This is a genomic window from Hephaestia caeni (assembly GCF_003550065.1).
GTDB lineage: Bacteria > Pseudomonadota > Alphaproteobacteria > Sphingomonadales > Sphingomonadaceae > Sphingomonas > Sphingomonas caeni_A.
In genome coordinates this window covers 428,276-448,184 of the sequence record NZ_QXDC01000003.1, presented here as the reverse complement: position 1 = coordinate 448,184, position 19,909 = coordinate 428,276, and the positions used below count along the sequence as shown (strand labels likewise).

Below are 19,909 nucleotides of genomic sequence, written 5' to 3'. Positions count from 1 at the left end.
ACCCCGCCTCCCATTCAGTATACTGCCGTTGGGAGGCAGGGTGGGGGAGCGGGCCGGCGCCGCTCCGAGATTCAGCCCCGCTGAATCTCCATCAAAGACTGAACTTCAGCGTCGCGCGCAGATCGCGGCCCGCGAGCGGTGCGAAATCCTTGAGGAAGCTCGAATGGCGTCGCGCGTTGACGTCGAAGATGTTGTTCGCGCTCAGCACCAGGCTGGTGCGGTTACCCGCGCCGAACGGGCTCAGCGACAGCGATGCGTTGACCATCGTATAGCTCGGCGTCGCCGTTTCGAAATCGGCGACGCGATCCTGCTTGAAACTGTGCTCCACCTCGACGCGCCCGGTCACCGTGTCGCTCTGCGCCTCGATCCCGCCGAGCAGCCGCAGCGGTGGGATGCGTGGTACCGGGCCTTGGCCGGTTACGGTCGCGTGGACGTAATCGGCGAGCCCGTCGGCGTTGATCGCGGTGCCGCCGATCGTCGCCAGCCTGGCGGTGGCGTCGATCTCGAAGCCGTAATAGCGCGCGTCGGCCTGGCTGATCTGGTAGCAGGGCAGATCGACGTCGCGGCCCGACGGCGCCGCCGCCGCCTCGCACACGCCTTGCGCGGCCTGGTTCTCGTAGATGTAGTTGGAGAACCAGTTGTAGAACGCCGACGCATCGACGCTGAACGCGTCGCTGTGATGGTGGAGCGTCGCTTCCAGCCCCCAGCTCTTTTCCAGCTTGAAGTTGGGATTGCCGAGTTCATAGGCCTGCGTGCCGGCATGGCCGCCGTTGGCGAACAATTCCTCGGCGGTGGGCGCGCGCTCGGTGCGCGAGCCGTTGAGGCCGATCCGCCACTGCCCGCCGAGGTCGTACGACGCGCCGAGCGAGCCCGACACCGCGCTGAAACGCCGGGCGCCGTCGAAGAAGCGCAGATCGCCGGCCGTAAGGTGTGAGGCGACGCTGGTACGCTCGTACCGCAGCCCCGCCTCGGCCTTCACCCGGCCCGATTCGAGCTGCTGGAGCGTGAATAGGCCGAACTGGCTGGTGCTGTTCTTGGGCAGGAAGGCCTCGTCGCCCTCGACGTCGAAGTCGCGCGAGAAATACTGGACGCCGGTCGCGCCCTGCCAGCCGCCGTGCTTCGCCTGGACGAGTTCGAGCCGCGCCTCGATCCCGTCATTGTAGAAGGCGGTGCCGACCGAATTGTCTTCCTCGAGTTCGAAATGGCGATAATGCGCGGTCGCGGCACGAAAGCGGATCCTGTCGAGCAGCCCGCCGCCGGCATCGACCTCGCCGCGTACGTCGAAGCGGTTCTGGACGACATCGAGCCGCGGCGCTTCCTGTTCCTGGCCGGGCTCGGTCGCGTAGCGGACGGGCACGCCGTAGAGGCTGTCGTAATGGCTGTACGACACGCCGAGATTGCCGCCGTCGGTGATCCACGCGGCGCCCGCGCCCGCGGTCCACGTCTCGGCCGCCGAATTGGGCAGCCTGCCGCGAATCGCGGCGTTGGCGGCGAAATCGATCGGTTCCTCGCCGTCATCCCCTGCCTCGGGCGGCAGGTGGCTGGAGGCGAGCGCGGCGGCGCGCGCGGCCGGGCTCAGCGCGTGGCCGCCGATGCGCAGGTCACCGGTCTTGAGATACGATCCGTCGGCGTGGAGCACGAGGTGATCGCCCACCGCGACGTCGCCCGCGCCGCCGATCGAGCGCTCGTCGGCGGCCGAGCCATAGGTCGCGAGGCCGTCGAGCCGGTAGCCGTCGCCCGGCACGCTGCGCGGGATGCGGCGGTCGATCACGTTGACCACGCCGCCCACCGCCGACGATCCGAACAGCAGGGCGGAAGGCCCGCGCAGCACCTCGACGCGCTCGGCGAGCAGCGGGTTGATGATCGTCGCATGATCGGCCGAGGTGTTCGACACGTCGATCGAGCCGATCCCGTCGGTCAGCACGCGCACGCGATCGCCCTGGAACCCGCGCAGGATCGGGCGCGAGGCGTTGGGGCCGAACGAACTCGCGGTCACGCCGGGCTGATGCGCCAGCGTCTCGCCGATTGTCGGCTTCACCGATCGCGTCAGTTCGGCGCCGCTGACGATCGATGTGCCCGACAGCACGTCGGCCTCGCTCTGTTCGATCGGCGCGGTGACGATGATGTTCGCTGGCGTCGCATCGTCGTCGCGGCTCGTCTGCGCGTGGGCGGCGGACGCGGCGGCTAGCGCTACCCCGGCGAGAAGAAGCGAACGGATCGGCATGAATGAAACTCCCTGGACTGAACGATCTTTGTGCGGCGCGGTACAGGTGATGATATAGTATTACAAGACCCAATGAGGATTTTGTCGCACCTCTGCCGCGTGCTAGCGAATCGCGTCATTCGATCCGTCTGGAGAAGCCCATGCCCCGTCTGCGTTCGCTGCTGTTCGTGCCCGGGGATCGGCCCGATCGGATGGAAAAGGCGCTCGGTCTCGGCGCCGATGCGCTGATCCTCGATCTCGAGGATGCGGTCGCGCCCGATGCCAAGCCGGCGGCGCGCGAGGCGGTGGCGGCGTTCCTCGGCACGCCGCGCGCCATGCCCCTGTTCGTGCGGATCAACCCGCTCGACAGCGATTTCATCGCCGACGATCTCGCCGCGATGCTGCCCGCCGCGCCCGATGGGATCGTGCTGCCCAAGGCCGAGGGCGCATCGTCGCTCAAGGCGCTCGATTCGTGGCTGCCCGAAAACATGCTGATCCTGCCGATCGCCACCGAAACCCCGGCGGCGATCTTTTCGGCGGGCACCTATGGCGGGATCACCGATCGGCTGGCGGGGCTGACCTGGGGGGCGGAGGATCTGCCCGCCGCGATCGGCGCGGCAACGGCGCGCGAGGCCGATGGCCGCTTCACGCCGCCTTATGAACTCGCGCGCGCGCTCACCCTGTTCGGCGCCCACGCCGCGGGCGTGCCCGCGATCGAGACGGTCTATCCCGATTTCCGCGATCTCGACGGGCTCGCCGCTTATGCCGCGCGCGGCCGCCGCGACGGCTTTACCGGGATGATGGCGATCCACCCCACGCAGGTGCCGGTGATCAACGCCGCCTTTACGCCCGGCGACGACGAGATCGCGCACGCGCGCCGCATCGTCGATCTGTTCGCCACCAATCCCGGCGCGGGTGCGCTGTCGCTCGACGGCAAGATGGTCGACGCGCCGCATCTGAAAGCGGCGCAGCGGTTGCTTGGGCTTTAATCCGTTGCGGCGACCCGACTCGCGTCGACGAGCGCGGGGGAACGGGTGACGGGGTGTCTTGATTGTCGGCGTGATGCGCTAACCGGTTGAGCGTTTGATCCTGATCCACGCGCCGAGCGCCCACCAGCCGAGCGCCCAGAACGTCCCGAAGCTCCACCCGGCGAGCACGTCGGTCGGCCAGTGGACGCCCAGATAGACGCGGCTGCATCCGATCGCGACGACGAGCAGCCCGGCGGCGACGAGGATGAAGTTGCGCGCGCCGCGCGTGTCGACCACCTGTGCCAGCAGCGTCGCGATCGTGAGATAGACGATCGCGCTGTTCGCCGAATGCCCACTCGGGAAGCTCATCGACGATACCTCGACGAGATGGTCGATGACCTGCGGGCGCGGCCGCGCGACGATCAGCTTCGCAAGATCGACCGCGAGCGAGCCCAGCGCGGTCGCCGCTACCACCAGCGCCGCGGTGATCCACAAGCGCCGCACCGCGAGGAAGCCCGCTGTCAGCACGACGACCAGCGTCAGCGCGGTGCCGCCGCCCAGCGTCGTGATGTCGATCATCAGGCCTTCGAGCCACGCCGGGCCGATCGGCAGCGCGGTATTGCCCGCATGCCGCATCGCGCGCATGATCGAACGGTCGAAGCCGAAGACATGGCCACGATCGATCGTCCAGCCGACCAGCGCCACGATCGCCATCGCCAGCGCGAGCCCTGCGGCGGCCCAGAGCAGCCACGGCGGATGACGCACCGCCTCGGGCACCTGGCCGGCGGCGTCGGCGCCCTGCGGATGGGGAAGATGGGGATGCTCCATGATATTCTGCCGTTTCCTCGTCGGTGCCTCGATAGCGCACCCTTGCGCACGTGCCTCCCCCTGATAGGCTGTGCCGGCACCAGAGGGAGAGGATCGATGCAGAGCGATAGCGATCGCGTGCGCGCTGATCTCGATGCGATCGGGATGCGTGCATCGGGCAGCGCGGTGGGGCTGCTTCAGTTGCTCAAGGAACTGCTCGATGCCCGCGTGCTCGGCCACGACGCGGTCGAGCGCATCCGCGAGGCGATCATCGCCGATGTCGCCGGCGCACGGCCGCGTTCACAGACCCAGGCCGATTTCGAGAAGCGCGTGCGCGAACGGATGGATAACCTCCTGCCGCTCGACCCCGAAGCGGAGGCACCGGTCGCGCATTAGAATGTGATTCCTTTTGTGTAGGCCGCACCGGCCCGCTCCCCCACCCCACCTCCCATTCAGCATATTGCCGTAGGAGGCGGGGTGGGGGAGCGGGCCGGTGCCGTAACCGGGTTCAGTGTCGCCCGATCCGGCTCAAAGCCCGAATTGCGCGCAGGAGAACGAATAGCGTTCGTTCGAGGGAAAGGCGGCGAATGCGGTGATCCGGCCGCTTTCGTAGCGGAAATGCCATGTCTGCTCGATCCGGGGCGTGCGTGCGGCGAAACCCGACGGGTCGAGCAACGCGACGTTCGCGCCGCTGTCGGGATCGCGCACAGAGGTATAGCGGATGGCCTGGGTGTCGATCCGCCGCGCGGCCCCGGCCAGGGCGCGACACGCCGAATAATCGTCGGGATCGCGCCAGCGCGCGGCGGCCTGCGCGAACGGCGGCGCGGTGAGGTCGATCAGCCGGTCGACGGCGATCGCCACGGTGAAGGCCGAATGTTCGACCACCGCGTTCGGCGGGGTGAAGCCCGGCGACCGCGAAAAGAACAGCAGCCGCCAATAAGCGGTTTCGGCGATCGCGGTCGCGAGCTGCTCCGAGGCGTAGAAAATGCCCGGCCGCTCGCCCGCCGCCCGAAAGCGCGACCCCTTTTTGTAGCCGTAGCGGAACGGCGTCGCGAGCAGATAGTGCAGCCGATGCGCGGCGGGCGGCAGCGCCGGCTTCGCTTCCTCGACGAGCTGTTCGAGAAGCACCTGGTCGCCCGCATCCGCCGTGAGCCGGTTGGTCGAGATGCGGTGCTGCGCCTCGACCAGCCGCCAGACGTCGCCCCGATAGGCGCGGAAATCGCGGGCGTCGGGGGTGATATCAGACGCGTGCGCGGTAATCGTCGACATAATCCGCCACGTCGCTCAGGCCTCGAATGGTGCGGATCAGATCGACCGGACGCGCGCCGAGATCGAGATTGGCGGTCCTGAGCCACGAGATCGCGGCCGCGTCGTCGCTGCCCATCAGCGAATCGAGGCTGCGGAACAGGCGCACGAGATACTGGCCCAGCTCGAACGCCTTGTTCGACCGATTGAGCCGGAAACCACCCGCATGAAGCCGCGACACCGTCGCGGACGACAGCCCCAGGATGGCGCCGAGCTGCTCGTTGGTCAGCTTCCAGCAGCGCGCCACGCGGGCGACCGCTTCGGAAAGCACCCGATTCTCGTCCGCCGTGCGGGCCAGTCGCGCCGTTGCCATCGGCATTCTCCAGAACGAATTACAGCAATAGCATTCATAAGATCGAAACGGGCATTTTGCAAGCCCGCGCTTGCGCACTCGTTGTCGCCGCAAGGCATCGCGCTTGGTTCGTGGATTCGTGGTGGGAAAATGGTGGGTCCGCCGGGATTCGAACCCGGGACCTCTCGATTAAAAGTCGCTTGCTCTACCGACTGAGCTACGGACCCGCACCATCCGCGCGGCGTTACGCATCGCGCGCGCGCCGGTCAACCGCGCGCTGGCGATGGGCGAGTTGGCGAACGGTGCGTCCGGTCAGCGGGTCGCGCCAGCCGGGGGCGATCGCCAGCAGCGGCCCGAGCACGAAGCCGCGCGCGCGAAACGCGCGGTGCGGCACGGTAAGCCGCGCGTCCGCCCAGGCGCCGCCCGACCACAGGATGATGTCGAGATCGATCACGCGCGCGCCCCAGCGCCGCCCGCGCCGCCGCCCGAACGCCTGTTCGATGGCCTTGAGGCGGCACAGCAGGGCGGGCGGCGCCTCGTCGCTCTCGATGATCGCGGCGGCATTGGCGAAGCGGCGCAGCGACGGGCCGAGCGGGGGCGTCGTCACGATCGGCGACACCGCCGTCACGCCGCCGATCGCCGCCAGCGCCGCCGCGATCTCCGCGCGCGGGCTGCCGTGCCGGCCGCGCCGGTTCGATCCCAGCGCCACGACATAGCTTGTCCTTGCCATCGCCTGGTGCCTATCCGGGAAGGATGCCGCCACCAAGCCCCTTACCGGCGACCGAGCCGCCACACGATTGCCCGCGTTGCCCCCGCCTCGTCGCGTTTCGCGAGGAACTGCGCGACGCTTTTCCCGATTGGTGGAACGCGCCGGTCCCCGCTTTCGGTGACCCGGACGCGTGGCTCGCGATCGTCGGGCTCGCGCCGGGCAAGCAGGGCGCGAATCGCACCGGGCGGCCGTTCACCGGCGATTATGCGGGCGATCTGCTCTATGCGACGCTTGCCAAGTTCGGGCTGTCCGAGGGGCAATATCAGGCGCGGGCCGACGACGGGGTGACGCTGAACGGTGCGATCATCGTCAACGCGGTGCGCTGCCTGCCGCCGCAGAACAAGCCGACGCCCGAGGAAATCCGCACCTGCCGCCCGTTCCTCGAGGCCCCGATCGCGGCGCTGCCGGGGACGCGCATCTTCATCGCGCTCGGCCAGATCGCGCATCAATCGGCGGTGAAGGCCTTGGGCGGGCGGCTGCCCAAGGCGCGGTTCGGCCATCTCGCCGAACACCGGCTGCCCGGCGGGCGGGTGCTGATCGATAGCTATCACTGCTCGCGCTACAACACGAACACCGGCCGGTTGACGGCGGCGATGTTCGAAGCGGTGTTCGCGCGGGCGTTCGAGGTGAAGGCGGCGCTGGGCGCGGCTCAGTAAGCGCGCGCGATCGCGAATTCGACCGCCTCGACCATCGCGTCCTTCGCGCGGCCCGATGCGAACATGCCGAGCGCGTCGATCGCGCGCTGGCCGTAATGGCGCGCGCGCGCCAGCGTATCGTCCACCGCGCGGCTGTCGCGGATCAGGCGGATGGCGTGCGCGAGATCGTCGTCGCTCGTGCGCCGGCCCTCGATCGCGTCTTTCCAGAACGTGCGCTCGGCCTCGTCGCCGCGCGCATAGGCGAGGATGACGGGCAGCGTCACCTTGCCCTCGCGGAAATCGTCGCCGGCGTCCTTGCCCATCGTATCGGCGTCAGAGACGTAATCGATAGCGTCGTCGACAAGCTGGAATGCGATGCCGAGGTTGCGGCCATAGGCGTCGAGCGCGGTCTCGGCGGCTTCCTCGCGCTCGGCGACGACGGCGGCGATCCGGCACGCGGCGGCGAACAGCGCGGCGGTCTTGGCGCCGATGATGTCGAGATAGCGTTCTTCGCCGAGGTTGATCCGGCGCGTCGCGGTAAGCTGGTTGACCTCGCCTTCCGCGATCACCGCGCTCGCGTTGGACAGGATCTTGAGCGCCTTCAGGCTGCCGTCCTCGACCATCAGTTCGAAGCTTTTGGAGAACAGGAAATCGCCGACCAGCACGCTCGCCGGGTTGCCCCAGATGATGTTGGCGGTGCGTTTCCCCCGCCGCAGGTCCGATCCGTCGACGACATCGTCGTGGAGCAGGGTGGCGGTGTGAATGAATTCGACCGCGGCGGCGAGCCGGTGGTGACGGTTGCCGGTATAGCCCAGCAGCGCCGCCCCCGCGAGCGTCAGCATCGGCCGCATGCGCTTGCCGCCGCCCGCGATCAGATGCCCGGCAAGCTCGGGAATCAGCGGAATCTGCGACTGCATCCGATCGAGGATCACCGCATTGACGAGGTTCATATCGCCCGCGACGAGCGCGATCATCGGATCGAGCGAGGGCTGCGGGTGCGCATCGAGGCGGTGGATCGTCGCGGTCATCGTGCACGGCGATGTGGCGGGGAACGGCGTCAAAGGCAAGCGTTTGGGGTTGCGCGCGCGCGGCCGCATGCCCAAAAGGCCGCGCGATCTGGCGAAGGAGCCCCCACGATGACCGACGAGACGCTGGCGCAATTCCGGCAGAGCATCGACAATATCGACGCCGCGCTCGTCTTCATGCTGGCGGAGCGGTTTCGGATCACCAAGGCGGTCGGCCGCTACAAGGCGACCGAGGGGCTGCCCCCGGCCGATCCGGCGCGCGAGGAACGCCAGATCGCGCGGCTGCGCCGGCTCGCGCACGAGGCCGATCTCGACCCCGAATTCTCGGAGAAATTCCTGCGCTTCATCATCGACGAAGTGATCCGCCACCACGAGCGTCTGCGCGACGAAGCATGAGGCGGGCGACGGTTCAGGTCATTCTCTGCCGTTCGCTCTACATCGCTGCATATTGCGGTCGATCATAGACGTTGCCTGACCCACTAGCTGGGGAGTGTAAGATCGGCCGCAAACCATGTGGAGGCGTCGTTTGCGGCCGCCGCGCGATCATCAACCCGCCAGGCCACGCTGACGTAAAGCGTCGTTGCAGCGGGAGCATTGCTAATAATCTGATAGAAGCCCTGCCGCTGGTATTGCACAGGCTCTGCGGTAACGCCGTTCGCAGCAAGCCATTCAGTATCTCGCATCGCCACCTGCAAAACGCCGTCGTCGCTTGGGAACGCCATGCTTTCTAACCACTCGCCGGTTTCGGCATCTCCATTGCAACCAACACTTGCCGTTAGCTGCACGGGAAACTCGCGGGTAACTGGCGTTGCTATATGGATGCAAATCAGCATTACACCGTCGACGACCATACCCTTGGGCAGTGCGGGTACTTCGGTCTGAGATACGTCAATCGTAATGCCAGACGATCCGCTGACGTGGAACGATACCGCGCCAAGTGGCGACGTTGCTGTTGTGCTGACCTCAGAAATCTGCACGCTCATAATACCGGCCTAGCGCGGCTCTCATGGTTTGCGACATGTAAATGGCGGATGGAATGTCCCCTTTCGACGCATAATCGTCCAAAGCGGAAAGGCATCAATCCACCAACAAAATCCGTCCAGATCGGTATGTCCCTTGTTCGCTAGGTCCATCAGCCGGCGATACCTCCGGGTTTCCCTCATCCCCGCCGCACGCCGCGCCAGCGGTGCCAGACATAGGCGATCGCGCCCAGCACGAGCACCGCCAGGATCACCGCGTCGGCCGAATGGAACGCCGCCTTGACGCGCGGGTCGCTGTCCCATTTGTCGCCCAGCACCATGCCCAGCCAGGCGAGCCCGAAGCACCACGGCCATGAGCCGATGAAGGTGTAGAGGTGGAATTTCCCCAGCGGCATCCGCGCGATTCCCGCCGGGAAGGCGATGAACGACCGGATCACCGGCATCAGCCGCCCGATCAGCACCGCGATCGATCCCCAGCGCGCGAAGAAACGGTCGGCGGCGTCGAGCTCGCCCGGCCCGATCAGCACGAATTTGCCCCAGCGCTCGATCAGCGGCCGTCCGCCGCGCTTGCCCGCCTCATAGGCAAAGATCGACCCGACGTTGCAGCCCAGCGCCCCCGCCGTCGCGGCGAGGACCAGGTCGAATCGGCCGGTCGATACCAGATAGCCTGCGAACGGCATGATCACCTCGGACGGCAGTGGAATGCACGCCGATTCGATCGCCATCAGGATCAGGATGCCGAGATAGCCCGTCGTCGAAATGACGGAAATGATGATGCCCGCAAGCCAGGCGAGGATATGTTCGATCATGGCGATTGCGCATGCCCGTCGCGGGCGGGCTTTGCCAGCCCGAAAGCGCGTCGATCCGCGAGCACCTCTTAACCTTCTCGCGCTATGACGGGGCGATGCTGCGTGTGCTGACCCTCGCCACCCTGTTCCCCGATGCGACCCGCCCCAATTTCGGGGTGTTCGTCGAACGCCAGACGCTTGGGCTCGCGGCGTACGCCGAGGTCGATCTGCGGCTGGTCGCGCCCATCGGGCTGCCGCCGTGGCCGCTGACGCGCCACCCGCGTTACCGCGCGCTCGCGGGCCTGCCCCGGCATGAAATGTGGAAAGGGCTCGATACGCTGCGGCCGCGCTTTCTGACGGTGCCGGGGACGGGCGGGCGGCGTCATGTCGCGGCGCTGGTCCGCGCGCTGGTGCCGGTGATCGATGCGCTGCGGGAAGAATTTCCCTTCGACGTCATCGATGCCGAATTCTTCTTTCCCGACGGCCCCGCCGCGATCGCGCTCGGGCAGCGCTACGGCGTGCCGGTCTCGATCAAGGCGCGCGGCGCCGACATCCACCATTGGGGGCATGGGCCTACCGGTCGCCAGGTGGTCGCCGCCGGGCACGGTGCTGCCGGGATGCTCGCCGTGTCGGAAGCGATGAAGCGCGACATGGCTGCGCTCGGCCTGCCGGCGGAAAACATCCGCGTCCACCGGACCGGCGTCGACCTCGATCGCTTCGCGCCGTTGGATCGTCCCACCGCAAAAAGCGCGCTCGGCGTCACGGGGCCGCTCGTCGTCGCAGTCGGCGCGCTGATCGAGCGCAAGGGCCATGCGATCGTCATCGAAGCGATGCGCGGCGTGCCCGATGCGACGCTGCTGATCGCGGGCGACGGCCCCGAACGCGGCCGGCTCGACGCGTTGATCGCCCGGTTGGGGCTCACGGATCGCGTCCGCCTGCTCGGCGCCGTCCCGCATGCCGATCTACCGCGCCTGATCGCCGCCGCCGATGTCAGCGCGCTCGCCTCGTCATCGGAAGGGCTCGCCAATGCCTGGGTCGAATCGCTCGCCTGCGGCACCCCGGTCGTCATCACCGATGCGGGCGGCGCGCGCGAACTGGTGCGCGACGCGGCGGCGGGGCGCGTCGTCGCGCGCACCGCGCCCGCCTTCGCCGCCGCGATCAAGGAAGTGCTCGCACACCCGCCGTCGCCCGAGGAAACGCGTCGGTCGGCGCTACCCTTCACCTGGGAGGCGAATACTGCCGCGCTCTATGCGCATCTTGCGGGGTTATAGTCTGTTTCAGCGAGGCTGAACCAAAGGCGGCACCGGACCAGTACCGCGTCCGCGCAAGCGGAAAAACCGCCGCTCAGGCGAGCGGGTAGAAGGCGCCGACGATCACGCGCCCTTCGCCGCGCAGCACGCCCCAGGCGCGCGCGGCGGCGCGGCTGTCCATCGCCTCGACGCCGATCCCGCGCGCCTCGAGCGCGGCGACGAACGCGGGCGCGGGGCGGACGAGATCGGGGCCGGTGCCGAGCAGCACGAATTCGGGCGGCGGGTCGATCGCCAGGATCGTGCCGAGATCGTCGACGCGCAGCGCGTCGAGCGGCGGGGGTGCCCAGCCGGCCGCGCCCTCGGGGCTGATCAGCAACGCAGGGTGGACCGCTTCGTCGACCTTGAAGCCGCCCGCCGCGAAACCGCTGACGATCGGCCCGGCGGCACGCGTCTCGCGGTCGATCCGCATCAGCCGCCGCTCTTTGGTCCGACCCGTTCGGCGTTGCTGACCGCGCCCGGCTTGTCGGCGGGCGGCTCGGCGCGCAGGCCGAGCGTGATCAGCAGCGACGACGACACGTAGATCGACGAATAGGTGCCGACGATCACGCCGAGGATCATCACCGCGGTGAAGCCGCGCAGCACGTGCCCGCCCCAGATCAGCAGCGCGCCCAGCGCCAGCAGGATCGTCACCGATGTCATCACCGTCCGCGGCAGCGTCTCGTTGACCGACAGGTTGACGATCTGGGTCATGTCCATCTTGCGGTATCGCCGCATGTTTTCGCGGATGCGGTCGTCGATCACGATCTTGTCGTTGATCGAATAGCCGACGATCGTCAGCACCGCGGCGACAATGGTGAGATCGAACACCAGCCATTCGCGGAACAATGCGAAGAAGCCCATCGCCATCAGCACGTCGTGCAGGATCGCGACCACGGTGGAGATGCCGAACTGCCATTCGAACCGGAACATCGCGAACAGCCCGATCCCCACCACCGCGAGGATGACCGCGAGGATGCCGTTGCGCACCAGCTCGCCCGAGACCTTGCCCGAGACGGTGGCGTAGCGCGAGAAGGTCGCGCCCGGGAACTTGGCGGAGAGCGCGGTTTCCACCTTGCTGACGATGGCGTTGGTCGCGCCTTCGTCGGTGGTTTCCGGCGCCGGCAGTCGGATCGAGATCGTGCGCGGATCGCCGAATGGTTGAAGCGTGGCCTCGCCGACGTTGAGGCTTTCGATCGTCTTGCGCACCTCGTCGAGCGGCGGCGGCGATTCGAATTTCTCCTCGATCATCAGCCCGCCGACGAAATCGACGCCCATGTTGAGCCCGCGCACGAGGACGAGCGCGATCGCCGCCACCGTCAACAACGCCGTGATCGTGAACGCCGCGTGGCGCAGGCGCACGAAATCGATGTTGGTATCGTCGGGAACCATTTTCAGAAGACGCATCGATCCGGTCCCGTCAGATGTGGATGTCGCTGGGACGATTCCGGCGAAGCCAGATCGCAACCAACATGCGCGTGAAGGTAACGGCGGTGAACACCGACGTCGCGATGCCGATCAGCAGCACGATCGCGAAGCCCTTGATCGGCCCCGATCCGAGCATCAGCATGATGAAGCCCGCGATCGCGTGCGTCACGTTCGCCTCGAAGATCGTGCGGCTGGCCTCGGTATAGCCCAGCTCGACCGCCTGAACGACGTTTCGCCCTCGATGGCGTTCCTCGCGGATGCGCTCGTTGATCAGCACGTTGGCGTCCACCGCGGTGCCGATCGTCAGCACGAACCCGGCGATGCCGGGCAAGGTGAGCGTCGCGTTGAGCAGCGCCATCACGCCCAGGATGACGAAGATGTTGATGGTGACGGCAAGGTCGGCATAGAGCCCGAAGCGGCCGTAGGTGACGAACATGAACACGATCACCGCGGTCGCCGCGATCGCCGAGGCGAGGATGCCCGCGTGGATCGAATCGGTACCGAGATCGGGGCCGACGGTATGTTCCTCGACCACCTTGAGCGGCACCGGCAGCTTGCCGGATCGGAGCGCGATCGCCAGTTCGTTGGCGCTGTCGACGGTGAAGCTGCCGCTGATCATCGCCTTGCCGCCCATGATCGGCTCGTTGATCGAGGGCGCCGAGATCACCTGATTGTCGAGGATCATCGCGAACTGCTTGCCGGTATTCTCGCGCGTCACCCGGGCGAAGCGCTTGCCGCCCTCGCCGTTGAAGGTGATGTCGACGATCGGCGCGTTGGTCTGCGGCTCGAACGATTGGCGGGCGTCGACCAACTGGCCGCCCTCGATGATCGTCGCGCGCTTCACCGCGATCACCGGGATGCCCATCGGGTTGCCGGGATAGGGCACGATCTCGTCGCCGATCGGCGCGTTGCCCTTCACCAGTTCGGCGGGGTCGGCGTTCATGTCGACCATCTTGAATTCGAGCTTGGCGGTCTTGCCGAGCAGGTCCTTCAGCGCCTGCGGGTCCTGCAAGCCCGGCACCTGGACGACGATCCGGTCGCTGCCCTGCTGGATGATCGTCGGCTCCTTGGTGCCGAGTTCGTCGATGCGGCGGCGCACGACCTCGGTCGCGTCGGCCATCGCGGTCTTGATCGCCTCGCTCAGCCCGGCTTGCGTGGGGGTGAGCACGAAGCGCGAGGTATCGACCACCTCGACGTTCCACTCGCGCTGCCCGGTCATGCCCGCACCGCTGCCGGTGATGCCCAGCAGCCGCTCGCGCGCGGCGTCGACCTGGCTCGCGTCGCGGACCATGAAGGAGAGTTTACCGCCGCGGATCGAGATGTCGCCGATGCCGATCCGGGGCTCGGTGCGACGCATTTCGGTCAGCACCTGCTCGCGCATCTGCTCGAGCCGCGAGCTGGCGAGATCCTTGGTGTCGGCCTCGAGCAGCAGATAGCTGCCGCCGGCAAGATCGAGCCCCAGATTGACCCGCGGATGCGGGATCGGCCATTTGGCGGTCTGATCTTCGGGGAAGAAGCTCGGCACCGCCAGCAGCATCAACGCCACGAGGAAGGCGATGATCGAGGTGATCTTCCAGCGCGGAAAATCGAGCATCTTAGTCGTTCGCCGGCTTGGCGCCGCGCGGCGCGACCGCCGCCAGCGTGGATTTGACGACCTTCACCTTGACGCCGGTGGCGATCTCGATCTCGACGATCAGATCCTCGACCTTGGTCACCTTGCCGACGATCCCGCCCGCGGTGGTCACTTCATCGCCTTTCTTGACGGCAGCGACCGAGGCCTGAAGCTCCTTCATCCGCTTTGATTGCGGGCGGATCATCAGGAAATAGAAAGCGACGAAGATGAGGACGAGCGGCGCGAACGACAGGATCGAGCCGGCGGCGCCTGCGTCGGACGCCGCACCGGCGGCCTGGGCATAAGCTGGAGTTGCGAACATGAAGGTCCCGACTGTCTGGAACGCGAGCGAAAGTACCCGCAGGGTCAAGCGGCGGGCGCTATCATCATCGTGGCGGGTGCGCAACAGGTGCGGCGGCACGCCCCTTGCCAGCGGCCGGGCGAACGCGCATCACCCACGGCTCCATCGCTCGGGAGAGGCGGATATGGCCGACGTCCGGCTGACGGGCGTGCGCAAAGCGTTCGGCGACACGACGGTGCTCGACGGCGTCGATCTCACGGTCGCCGACGGCGAGTTCGTGGTCGTCGTTGGGCCGTCGGGCTGCGGCAAGTCGACGCTGCTGCGCGTGATCGCGGGGCTCGAGGCGCCGGGCGCGGGGTCGGTCGCGATCGGCGGCGCCGTGGTCGATCATCTGCCGCCCGCCGAGCGCGGCATCGCGATGGTGTTCCAGTCCTACGCGCTCTATCCGCACATGAGCGTGCGCGCGAACCTCGAATTCGCGCTTCGGATGCAGCGGCTGCCGCGCGCTGAGATCCGCGCCGCGGTCGATGCCGCCGCCGCCACGCTCGATCTCACCGATCTGCTCGATCGCCGGCCGGCGGTGCTGTCGGGTGGCCAGCGCCAGCGCGTCGCGATCGGCCGCGCGATCGTGCGCAAGCCGCGCGTGTTCCTGTTCGATGAGCCGCTGTCGAACCTCGATGCCGCGCTGCGCGTCCGGATGCGCTACGAATTCGCCGCCCTCCACCGCGCGCTCGGCGCGACGATGCTCTACGTGACGCACGATCAGGTCGAGGCGATGACGCTCGCCGATCGGATCGTCGTGCTCAACCAGGGCCGGATCGAGCAGGTCGGGACGCCGCAGCAATTGTATGACCGGCCCGCGACGCGCTTCGTCGCCGGCTTCATCGGCACCCCGCGGATGAACCTGATCGCGGCGACGCTGCGCGAGGCCGGCCCCGATCGCTCGCGGTTCGACCTTGCCGGCGGCGCGTTCCTCGACGGCCCGCCGCTCGCCGGGATCGCGCCCGGTGCCCCGGTCTCGATCGGCATCCGGCCCGAGCATGTCGCGGAGAGCGGCGCCAACGCCCGCGAGGGCCGAGTGCGCTTCGTCGAATCGCTCGGCGCGATCCAGGTCGTCCATCTCGATCTGCCTGGCCTTGCCGAGCCGTTGCTCGTGACGACCACCGATCGCCCCGCGCCCGGCGCGACGATGTCGGTCGCGCTGCCGCCCGATCGGCTCCATCTGTTCGGCGGCGACGGCGGCGCCTTGACGATCGGCAACGGCGCGCCGACACAAAAAGAATCTTGGCGCCAGGCTGACAACCGGCTTAGAAGCGTGTCGTGAAAACGGTTACACGGGCGCGTTGGCGCGGCCGGTGACGAAATTCGGGGGGATGCGGCCCGTGGCCATCGGAACCGCCACGATCAGGGATGTCGCGCGCGCGGCCGAGGTGTCGGTCGCGTCGGCGTCGCGGGCCCTGAACGGCCATCACAGCGTCACCCCGGCGACGCGCGAGCGCGTGCTTTCGGCCGCGCAGGCGCTCAACTACGTGCCGCATCTCGGCGCACGCAGCCTGTCGACCCGGCGCTCGAACACGATCGGCGTCGTGCTGCCCGATCTGTTCGGCGAATTCTTCTCGGAGATCATTCGCGGCATCGATCGGGCGGCGCACCGCCGCGGCCTGCAATTGCTGCTTTCCAACATGCACGGCAATGCCGATGAGACCGCGCTCGCGATCCGCGCGATGCGCGGGCGCGTCGACGGCCTGCTTGTCATGTCGCCCGAAATCGACGCCGACGTCCTCGTCGCCAATCTGCCGACCGGGTTGCCCGCGGTGGTGATGGGCGCGCGGCTCGACGGCGCCGGCCACGCCTCGATCGTGATCGACAACCATGCCGGGGCGTGGGCGGCGGTCGAGCATCTGGTCGCGCAGGGCTGCACGCGGCTCGCGCATATCGCCGGCCCGGCGGACAATGCCGACGCGCTCGAACGCGCGCGCGGCTTCCGCGAGGCGGCGCGCGCCTTGCTTGGTGACGAAACGCCACTCGTCCTGCCCGGCGATTTCTCCGAGGAAGCGGGGGTCGCCGCCGCCGGGGCGCTGCGCGCGCGCGGCGATATCGACGGCGTGTTCTCGGCGAACGACATCATGGCGATCGCGTGCATGGTCTCGCTGATCGAGGGGGGCGTCGCGGTGCCCGAAAAGGTCGCGATCATCGGGTTCGACGACGTCCCGATCGCGCGCTTCGTGACGCCGCGGCTGAGCACGATGGGGATTCGCATCGCCGATCTCGGCGCGCGCGCGCTCGATCGGCTGATCGAGGCGATCGACGATCCGGCCGCGCCGGCGGGCGAGCCCGATCACCTGATGCCCGAATTGCTGGTCCGCGCCTCCAGCCTCCGCGCGGGCGACGGGGGAGGCTAGCCGACCGTGCCCGGACGCTGCCTGCTGATCCTCGCGCTGATAGCGCTGCTCGCAAGCTGCACCCGCGCCCCGGACAGGACCGTACTCACCATGTGGGCGATGGGCCGCGAAGGCGAGGTGATCGGCGCGCTCGTCAAGGGTTTCGAGGCGGAGAATCCGGGTATCCGCGTGCGCGTGACCGCGCTGCCCAACAACGGCGCGCACGAAAAATTGCTGACCGGCTTCGCGGGCGATTCGCTGCCCGATATGGCGCAGATGGGCAACACCTGGGTGCCTGAATTCGAGGCGCTGGGCGCGCTGGTGCCGCTCGACGCGCGTGTCGCCGCGACGCCGTCGATCGATCCGAACGATTATTTCGAGGGCGTGTGGGCAAGCAACCTGATCGACGGGCGCCTCTACGGCGTGCCCTGGTATGTCGATACGCGGTTGCTGTTCTACCGGCGTGACATCCTGAAGCGCGCCGGCTTCGATGCGCCGCCTGTCACCTGGACCGAATGGCGGCGGCAGATGGTGGCGATCAAGGCGCTCGTGGGGCCGGGGCGCTACGCCGCCTATTTCCCGCTCAACGAATACGAACCGCTTCAGGTCCTGGGGCTTCAGGCGCCCGAGCCGATGGTGACCGACGACGGCCACGGCAATTTCGAAAGCGCGGGCTTCGAACGCGCGCTCGGCTTTTATCTCGATACGATCCGCTCTGGGCTCGCGCCTGCCTGGACGAGCACGCAGGTCGCCAACATCTGGGACGAATTCGATCGCGGGCGCTTCGCTTTCTACATCACCGGGCCGTGGCAGATCGGCGAGTTCCGTCGCCGCCTGCCGCCGGATCGCCAGTATATCTGGGCGACCGCGCCGATGCCGGGGCCGGATGGGCCGGGGGTCTCGACCGCGGGTGGATCGAGCCTCGTCATCTTCCGCCGTTCGGACAGGCAGGATGCCGCGTGGCGGCTGATCGCCTATCTCTCGCGCCCCGAAATCCAGCGCCGCCTCCATGCGCTGACCGGCGATCTGCCGCCGCGCCGCAGCACATGGCGCGCGCCTGCGCTTGTCGAGGGCCTCCCCGAACGCGCCTTCGCCGCGCAACTCACCCGGCTCAGGCCCAGCCCCAAAGTGCCCGAATGGGAACGGATCGCGACCGAAATGCGCCTCGTCGCCGAGGCCGCCGCGCATAACGACACGCCCGTTGCCGCGGTCGCCGCCGACATCGACGCCCGCGCCGACGCGATCCTCACCAAGCGCCGCTGGATGCTGGAGCGGGCGTCCGGCGGAGCGTCCGCGTGCCGCGCTGCCACATCGCCGCCTCCGTCACCCCGGACTTGTTCCGGGATCCAACCCGCCTCAGGCGTCGACGCTCGCGGAGGGTTGGATGCCGGAACAAGTCCGGCATGACGACGAGAAGGCATCCCCGCATGAGCCGCGAGCTTACCGCCTGGACCTTCGTCGCGCCCGCGCTCGCCGCGCTCGGGCTGTTCTTCGCGCTGCCCGTCGTGGCGGCGCTGCTCCTGAGCTTCACCGATTTCGACATCTATGCGCTTGCCGATCTCGGCAATCTGCGCTTCGTCGGGCTCGACAATTACCTCGCGCTTGCCCGCACACCGCTGTTCTGGAAGGCGCTGGGCAACACTGCCGAATTCGTCATTCTCGGCGTGCCGCTCTCGATCGCGCTGTCGCTCGGCGCCGCGTTGCTCGTCAATTCCAGAGTGGCACGCTGGCGCGGCGTCTTTCGCACGATCTATTTCGCGCCGGTGGTGACCACGCTGGTCGCGGTCGCGCTGATCTGGCGGTATCTGTTCCAGGCCCGATACGGGCTGATCGACTGGGCGCTCGGGCGCGTCGGCATTGCCCCGATCGACTGGCTCGGTGATCCCGCCTGGGCGATGCCGGCGATCGTGATCTTCGCGGTGTGGAAGAATTTCGGTTACAACATGATCATCCTGCTCGCCGGGCTCCAGACGATCCCCGACGAATTGTACGAGGCCGCGCGGATCGACGGCGCGGGGGCGTGGGGGCAATTCCGCCACGTCACGCTGCCTGCGCTCGCGCCGATCATGCTCGTCGTCTCGATCCTCACGGTCGCGGGCTATTTCCAGCTTTTCGCCGAGCCTTATGTGATGACACAGGGCGGGCCGGTCGAGAGCACGACCTCGATCATCTACATGATGGTCGATCAGGGCTTCAAATTCTGGAACCTCGGGGTTGCGACCGCGATCGCGGTGGTGCTGTTCGCGATCCTGTTGTCGCTGACGCTGGCGCAGCTCGCGCTGGCGCGCCGGTGGAGCCGGGCATGAAGCGCGCGGTCGCGGTCAACGGGCTGCTCGCCCTGCTCGCGCTGGTGACGCTGGTGCCGCTGGCGTGGATGGTATCGGTGTCGCTGATGGCGCCGGGCGACGCCGCGCACACGCCGCCGCCGCTGCTGCCCGATCATGCGACCTTCACGAATTACACGATGCTGTTCGCGCGGCTCGATATGGCGCGCTATTTCGCCAACAGCCTCGCGCTCGCGATCCTCGCCACGCTGCTGTCGCTGACGTTCAACGTCACCGCGGGCTACGCCTTCGCCAAGCTCCATTTCCGCGGGCGTGATCGGCTGTTCCGGCTGCTGATCGCCGCGCTCGTCATCCCCGCGCAGGTGGCGATGATCCCGCTGTTCCTGCTGTGCAAGGAACTGGGGCTGGTCAACAGCTTCGCGGGCGTGCTCGCGCCCAATCTCGCGACGATCTTCGGCATCTTCCTCGTGCGCCAATATGCGCTGTCGATTCCCGACGAGATGCTCGAGGCCGCGCGCGTCGACGGCGCGGGCGAATGGCGCATCTTTGGGCACATCGTGCTCCCCGGCCTGGCGCCGATCCTGATCACGCTCGCGATCATCGCTTTCCTCACGAGCTGGAGCGACTTTCTCTGGCCGCTGATCATCCTCAACGATGCCGACAAGCAGACGCTGCCGGTGGCCCTTGCCGGGCTGGCGCGCGAGCATGTCCAGGATATCGAGTTGATGATGGCGGGCGCGGTCGTGACCCTCGTCCCCGTGCTGCTGCTCTTTCTCGCGCTCCAGCGCTTCTACGTTCGCGGGCTGCTCGCGGGAAGCGTCAAGGGATGATCTCACCGACAGGA

The 19,909-nt window shown here is 67.8% G+C and carries 22 protein-coding genes and 1 tRNA gene; 10 read left to right on the top strand and 13 right to left on the bottom strand.

What is annotated here, in order from left to right; genetic code table 11:
* Nucleotides 1-91 precede the first annotated feature (91 nt).
* On the bottom strand, nt 92-2,224 hold the full coding sequence (locus DFR49_RS10480) for a TonB-dependent receptor (RefSeq protein WP_170150998.1): 2,133 nt from the start codon (nt 2,222-2,224) through the stop codon (nt 92-94).
* A 140-nt stretch (nt 2,225-2,364) separates the two neighbouring features.
* Here DFR49_RS10480 and DFR49_RS10475 point away from each other — a divergent pair, with 140 nt between their 5' ends.
* Nucleotides 2,365-3,192: an HpcH/HpaI aldolase/citrate lyase family protein gene (locus DFR49_RS10475; RefSeq protein WP_119035692.1), complete on the top strand. Its 828-nt coding sequence runs from the start codon at nt 2,365-2,367 to the stop codon at nt 3,190-3,192.
* 78 nt (nt 3,193-3,270) lie between these two features.
* Here the strand turns inward: DFR49_RS10475 and DFR49_RS10470 are convergent, their stop codons facing one another.
* A complete protein-coding gene (locus DFR49_RS10470) occupies nt 3,271-3,999 on the bottom strand; it encodes a phosphatase PAP2 family protein (RefSeq protein ID WP_211325866.1) in 729 nt (242 codons plus the stop codon).
* Nucleotides 4,000-4,095: 96 nt separating this feature from the next.
* Between DFR49_RS10470 and DFR49_RS10465 the strand changes: the two genes are divergently transcribed.
* A complete protein-coding gene (locus tag DFR49_RS10465) occupies nt 4,096-4,374 on the top strand; it encodes a hypothetical protein (RefSeq protein ID WP_119035691.1) in 279 nt (92 codons plus the stop codon).
* Nucleotides 4,375-4,506: 132 nt separating this feature from the next.
* Here the strand turns inward: DFR49_RS10465 and DFR49_RS10460 are convergent, their stop codons facing one another.
* The 4 genes from DFR49_RS10460 to folK all read right to left on the bottom strand — a co-directional run bounded on the left by DFR49_RS10460 (nt 4,507) and on the right by folK (nt 6,305).
* Nucleotides 4,507-5,247: an RES family NAD+ phosphorylase gene (locus DFR49_RS10460; RefSeq protein WP_119035690.1), complete on the bottom strand. Its 741-nt coding sequence runs from the start codon at nt 5,245-5,247 to the stop codon at nt 4,507-4,509.
* The gene (locus tag DFR49_RS10455; protein ID WP_119036364.1) at nt 5,219-5,596 is read right to left on the bottom strand and encodes an MbcA/ParS/Xre antitoxin family protein; all 378 of its coding nucleotides are present in this window, start codon (nt 5,594-5,596) and stop codon (nt 5,219-5,221) included. Before DFR49_RS10455 ends, DFR49_RS10460 begins: the two co-directional genes overlap by 29 nt.
* Nucleotides 5,597-5,726: 130 nt before the next feature.
* Nucleotides 5,727-5,802, bottom strand: a tRNA-Lys gene (locus DFR49_RS10450).
* A 17-nt stretch (nt 5,803-5,819) separates the two neighbouring features.
* Nucleotides 5,820-6,305: a 2-amino-4-hydroxy-6-hydroxymethyldihydropteridine diphosphokinase gene (gene folK, locus DFR49_RS10445; protein WP_119035689.1), complete on the bottom strand. Its 486-nt coding sequence runs from the start codon at nt 6,303-6,305 to the stop codon at nt 5,820-5,822.
* Nucleotides 6,306-6,328: 23 nt separating this feature from the next.
* Between folK and DFR49_RS10440 the strand changes: the two genes are divergently transcribed.
* Nucleotides 6,329-7,000, top strand: a complete 672-nt coding sequence (locus DFR49_RS10440; protein ID WP_119035688.1) for a uracil-DNA glycosylase — start codon at nt 6,329-6,331, stop codon at nt 6,998-7,000.
* On the opposite strand, the gene DFR49_RS10435 is transcribed toward DFR49_RS10440, so the two are convergent.
* Nucleotides 6,994-8,007: a polyprenyl synthetase family protein gene (locus DFR49_RS10435; RefSeq protein ID WP_119036363.1), complete on the bottom strand. Its 1,014-nt coding sequence runs from the start codon at nt 8,005-8,007 to the stop codon at nt 6,994-6,996. The two genes, DFR49_RS10440 and DFR49_RS10435, sit on opposite strands and share 7 nt — an antisense overlap.
* A gap of 108 nt (nt 8,008-8,115) precedes the next feature.
* Between DFR49_RS10435 and DFR49_RS10430 the strand changes: the two genes are divergently transcribed.
* Nucleotides 8,116-8,400 (top strand): chorismate mutase, encoded by a 285-nt coding sequence (locus tag DFR49_RS10430; protein WP_119035687.1) that lies wholly within the window; start codon nt 8,116-8,118, stop codon nt 8,398-8,400.
* An 83-nt stretch (nt 8,401-8,483) separates the two neighbouring features.
* Here the strand turns inward: DFR49_RS10430 and DFR49_RS10425 are convergent, their stop codons facing one another.
* On the bottom strand, nt 8,484-8,987 hold the full coding sequence (locus tag DFR49_RS10425) for a hypothetical protein (protein ID WP_147373678.1): 504 nt from the start codon (nt 8,985-8,987) through the stop codon (nt 8,484-8,486).
* Nucleotides 8,988-9,163: 176 nt separating this feature from the next.
* Entirely contained in the window at nt 9,164-9,793 is a 630-nt protein-coding gene (locus tag DFR49_RS10420; protein ID WP_119035685.1) for a DedA family protein, read from the bottom strand.
* A gap of 95 nt (nt 9,794-9,888) precedes the next feature.
* Here DFR49_RS10420 and DFR49_RS10415 point away from each other — a divergent pair, with 95 nt between their 5' ends.
* Entirely contained in the window at nt 9,889-11,043 is a 1,155-nt protein-coding gene (locus DFR49_RS10415) for a glycosyltransferase (protein ID WP_119036362.1), read from the top strand.
* Nucleotides 11,044-11,116: 73 nt separating this feature from the next.
* On the opposite strand, the gene DFR49_RS10410 is transcribed toward DFR49_RS10415, so the two are convergent.
* Genes DFR49_RS10410 through yajC form a run of 4 tightly spaced genes read right to left on the bottom strand, consistent with a single transcriptional unit; the run spans nt 11,117 to nt 14,420 of the window.
* Nucleotides 11,117-11,491, bottom strand: coding sequence for an MTH938/NDUFAF3 family protein (locus DFR49_RS10410; RefSeq protein WP_119035684.1), 375 nt, complete (start codon nt 11,489-11,491; stop codon nt 11,117-11,119).
* The gene (gene secF / locus DFR49_RS10405) at nt 11,491-12,465 is read right to left on the bottom strand and encodes a protein translocase subunit SecF (protein WP_119035683.1); all 975 of its coding nucleotides are present in this window, start codon (nt 12,463-12,465) and stop codon (nt 11,491-11,493) included. The genes DFR49_RS10410 and secF overlap by 1 nt, the downstream gene beginning before the upstream one ends.
* 13 nt (nt 12,466-12,478) lie before the next feature.
* Entirely contained in the window at nt 12,479-14,080 is a 1,602-nt protein-coding gene (gene secD, locus DFR49_RS10400; RefSeq protein ID WP_119035682.1) for a protein translocase subunit SecD, read from the bottom strand.
* A 1-nt stretch (nt 14,081) separates the two neighbouring features.
* Entirely contained in the window at nt 14,082-14,420 is a 339-nt protein-coding gene (yajC, locus tag DFR49_RS10395; protein ID WP_119036361.1) for a preprotein translocase subunit YajC, read from the bottom strand.
* A gap of 163 nt (nt 14,421-14,583) precedes the next feature.
* Here yajC and DFR49_RS10390 point away from each other — a divergent pair, with 163 nt between their 5' ends.
* The 5 genes from DFR49_RS10390 to DFR49_RS10370 are packed head-to-tail and all read left to right on the top strand — an operon-like array spanning nt 14,584 to nt 19,895.
* Nucleotides 14,584-15,723: an ABC transporter ATP-binding protein gene (locus DFR49_RS10390; protein ID WP_119035681.1), complete on the top strand. Its 1,140-nt coding sequence runs from the start codon at nt 14,584-14,586 to the stop codon at nt 15,721-15,723.
* A gap of 58 nt (nt 15,724-15,781) precedes the next feature.
* Complete coding sequence (locus DFR49_RS10385; protein ID WP_245968361.1) at nt 15,782-16,801, top strand: LacI family DNA-binding transcriptional regulator; 1,020 nt, start codon at nt 15,782-15,784, stop codon at nt 16,799-16,801.
* Between the two features lie 6 nt (nt 16,802-16,807).
* Nucleotides 16,808-18,187: a sugar ABC transporter substrate-binding protein gene (locus tag DFR49_RS10380; RefSeq protein ID WP_119035680.1), complete on the top strand. Its 1,380-nt coding sequence runs from the start codon at nt 16,808-16,810 to the stop codon at nt 18,185-18,187.
* 20 nt (nt 18,188-18,207) lie between these two features.
* Nucleotides 18,208-19,086, top strand: coding sequence for a carbohydrate ABC transporter permease (locus DFR49_RS10375; RefSeq protein ID WP_119035679.1), 879 nt, complete (start codon nt 18,208-18,210; stop codon nt 19,084-19,086).
* Complete coding sequence (locus tag DFR49_RS10370) at nt 19,083-19,895, top strand: carbohydrate ABC transporter permease (protein WP_119036359.1); 813 nt, start codon at nt 19,083-19,085, stop codon at nt 19,893-19,895. The genes DFR49_RS10375 and DFR49_RS10370 overlap by 4 nt, the downstream gene beginning before the upstream one ends.
* Nucleotides 19,896-19,909: the final 14 nt, after the last annotated feature.

Excerpts from the sequence above, each read along its gene's own strand:
- folK (WP_119035689.1), bottom strand. The coding sequence starts at position 6,305 with ATGGCAAGGACAAGCTATGTCGTGGCGCTGGGATCGAACCGGCGCGGC.
- DFR49_RS10420 (WP_119035685.1), bottom strand. The coding sequence starts at position 9,793 with ATGATCGAACATATCCTCGCCTGGCTTGCGGGCATCATCATTTCCGTC.
- DFR49_RS10475 (WP_119035692.1), top strand. The coding sequence starts at position 2,365 with ATGCCCCGTCTGCGTTCGCTGCTGTTCGTGCCCGGGGATCGGCCCGAT.
- DFR49_RS10480 (WP_170150998.1), bottom strand. The coding sequence starts at position 2,224 with ATGCCGATCCGTTCGCTTCTTCTCGCCGGGGTAGCGCTAGCCGCCGCG.
- DFR49_RS10410 (WP_119035684.1), bottom strand. The coding sequence starts at position 11,491 with ATGCGGATCGACCGCGAGACGCGTGCCGCCGGGCCGATCGTCAGCGGT.
- DFR49_RS10455 (WP_119036364.1), bottom strand. The coding sequence starts at position 5,596 with ATGGCAACGGCGCGACTGGCCCGCACGGCGGACGAGAATCGGGTGCTT.
- yajC (WP_119036361.1), bottom strand. The coding sequence starts at position 14,420 with ATGTTCGCAACTCCAGCTTATGCCCAGGCCGCCGGTGCGGCGTCCGAC.
- DFR49_RS10435 (WP_119036363.1), bottom strand. The coding sequence starts at position 8,007 with ATGACCGCGACGATCCACCGCCTCGATGCGCACCCGCAGCCCTCGCTC.
- DFR49_RS10375 (WP_119035679.1), top strand. The coding sequence starts at position 18,208 with ATGAGCCGCGAGCTTACCGCCTGGACCTTCGTCGCGCCCGCGCTCGCC.
- DFR49_RS10390 (WP_119035681.1), top strand. The coding sequence starts at position 14,584 with ATGGCCGACGTCCGGCTGACGGGCGTGCGCAAAGCGTTCGGCGACACG.
- DFR49_RS10460 (WP_119035690.1), bottom strand. The coding sequence starts at position 5,247 with ATGTCGACGATTACCGCGCACGCGTCTGATATCACCCCCGACGCCCGC.
- DFR49_RS10440 (WP_119035688.1), top strand. The coding sequence starts at position 6,329 with ATGCCGCCACCAAGCCCCTTACCGGCGACCGAGCCGCCACACGATTGC.
- secF (WP_119035683.1), bottom strand. The coding sequence starts at position 12,465 with ATGCGTCTTCTGAAAATGGTTCCCGACGATACCAACATCGATTTCGTG.
- DFR49_RS10465 (WP_119035691.1), top strand. The coding sequence starts at position 4,096 with ATGCAGAGCGATAGCGATCGCGTGCGCGCTGATCTCGATGCGATCGGG.
- DFR49_RS10415 (WP_119036362.1), top strand. The coding sequence starts at position 9,889 with ATGCTGCGTGTGCTGACCCTCGCCACCCTGTTCCCCGATGCGACCCGC.
- DFR49_RS10425 (WP_147373678.1), bottom strand. The coding sequence starts at position 8,987 with ATGAGCGTGCAGATTTCTGAGGTCAGCACAACAGCAACGTCGCCACTT.
- DFR49_RS10430 (WP_119035687.1), top strand. The coding sequence starts at position 8,116 with ATGACCGACGAGACGCTGGCGCAATTCCGGCAGAGCATCGACAATATC.
- DFR49_RS10370 (WP_119036359.1), top strand. The coding sequence starts at position 19,083 with ATGAAGCGCGCGGTCGCGGTCAACGGGCTGCTCGCCCTGCTCGCGCTG.
- secD (WP_119035682.1), bottom strand. The coding sequence starts at position 14,080 with ATGCTCGATTTTCCGCGCTGGAAGATCACCTCGATCATCGCCTTCCTC.
- DFR49_RS10470 (WP_211325866.1), bottom strand. The coding sequence starts at position 3,999 with ATGGAGCATCCCCATCTTCCCCATCCGCAGGGCGCCGACGCCGCCGGC.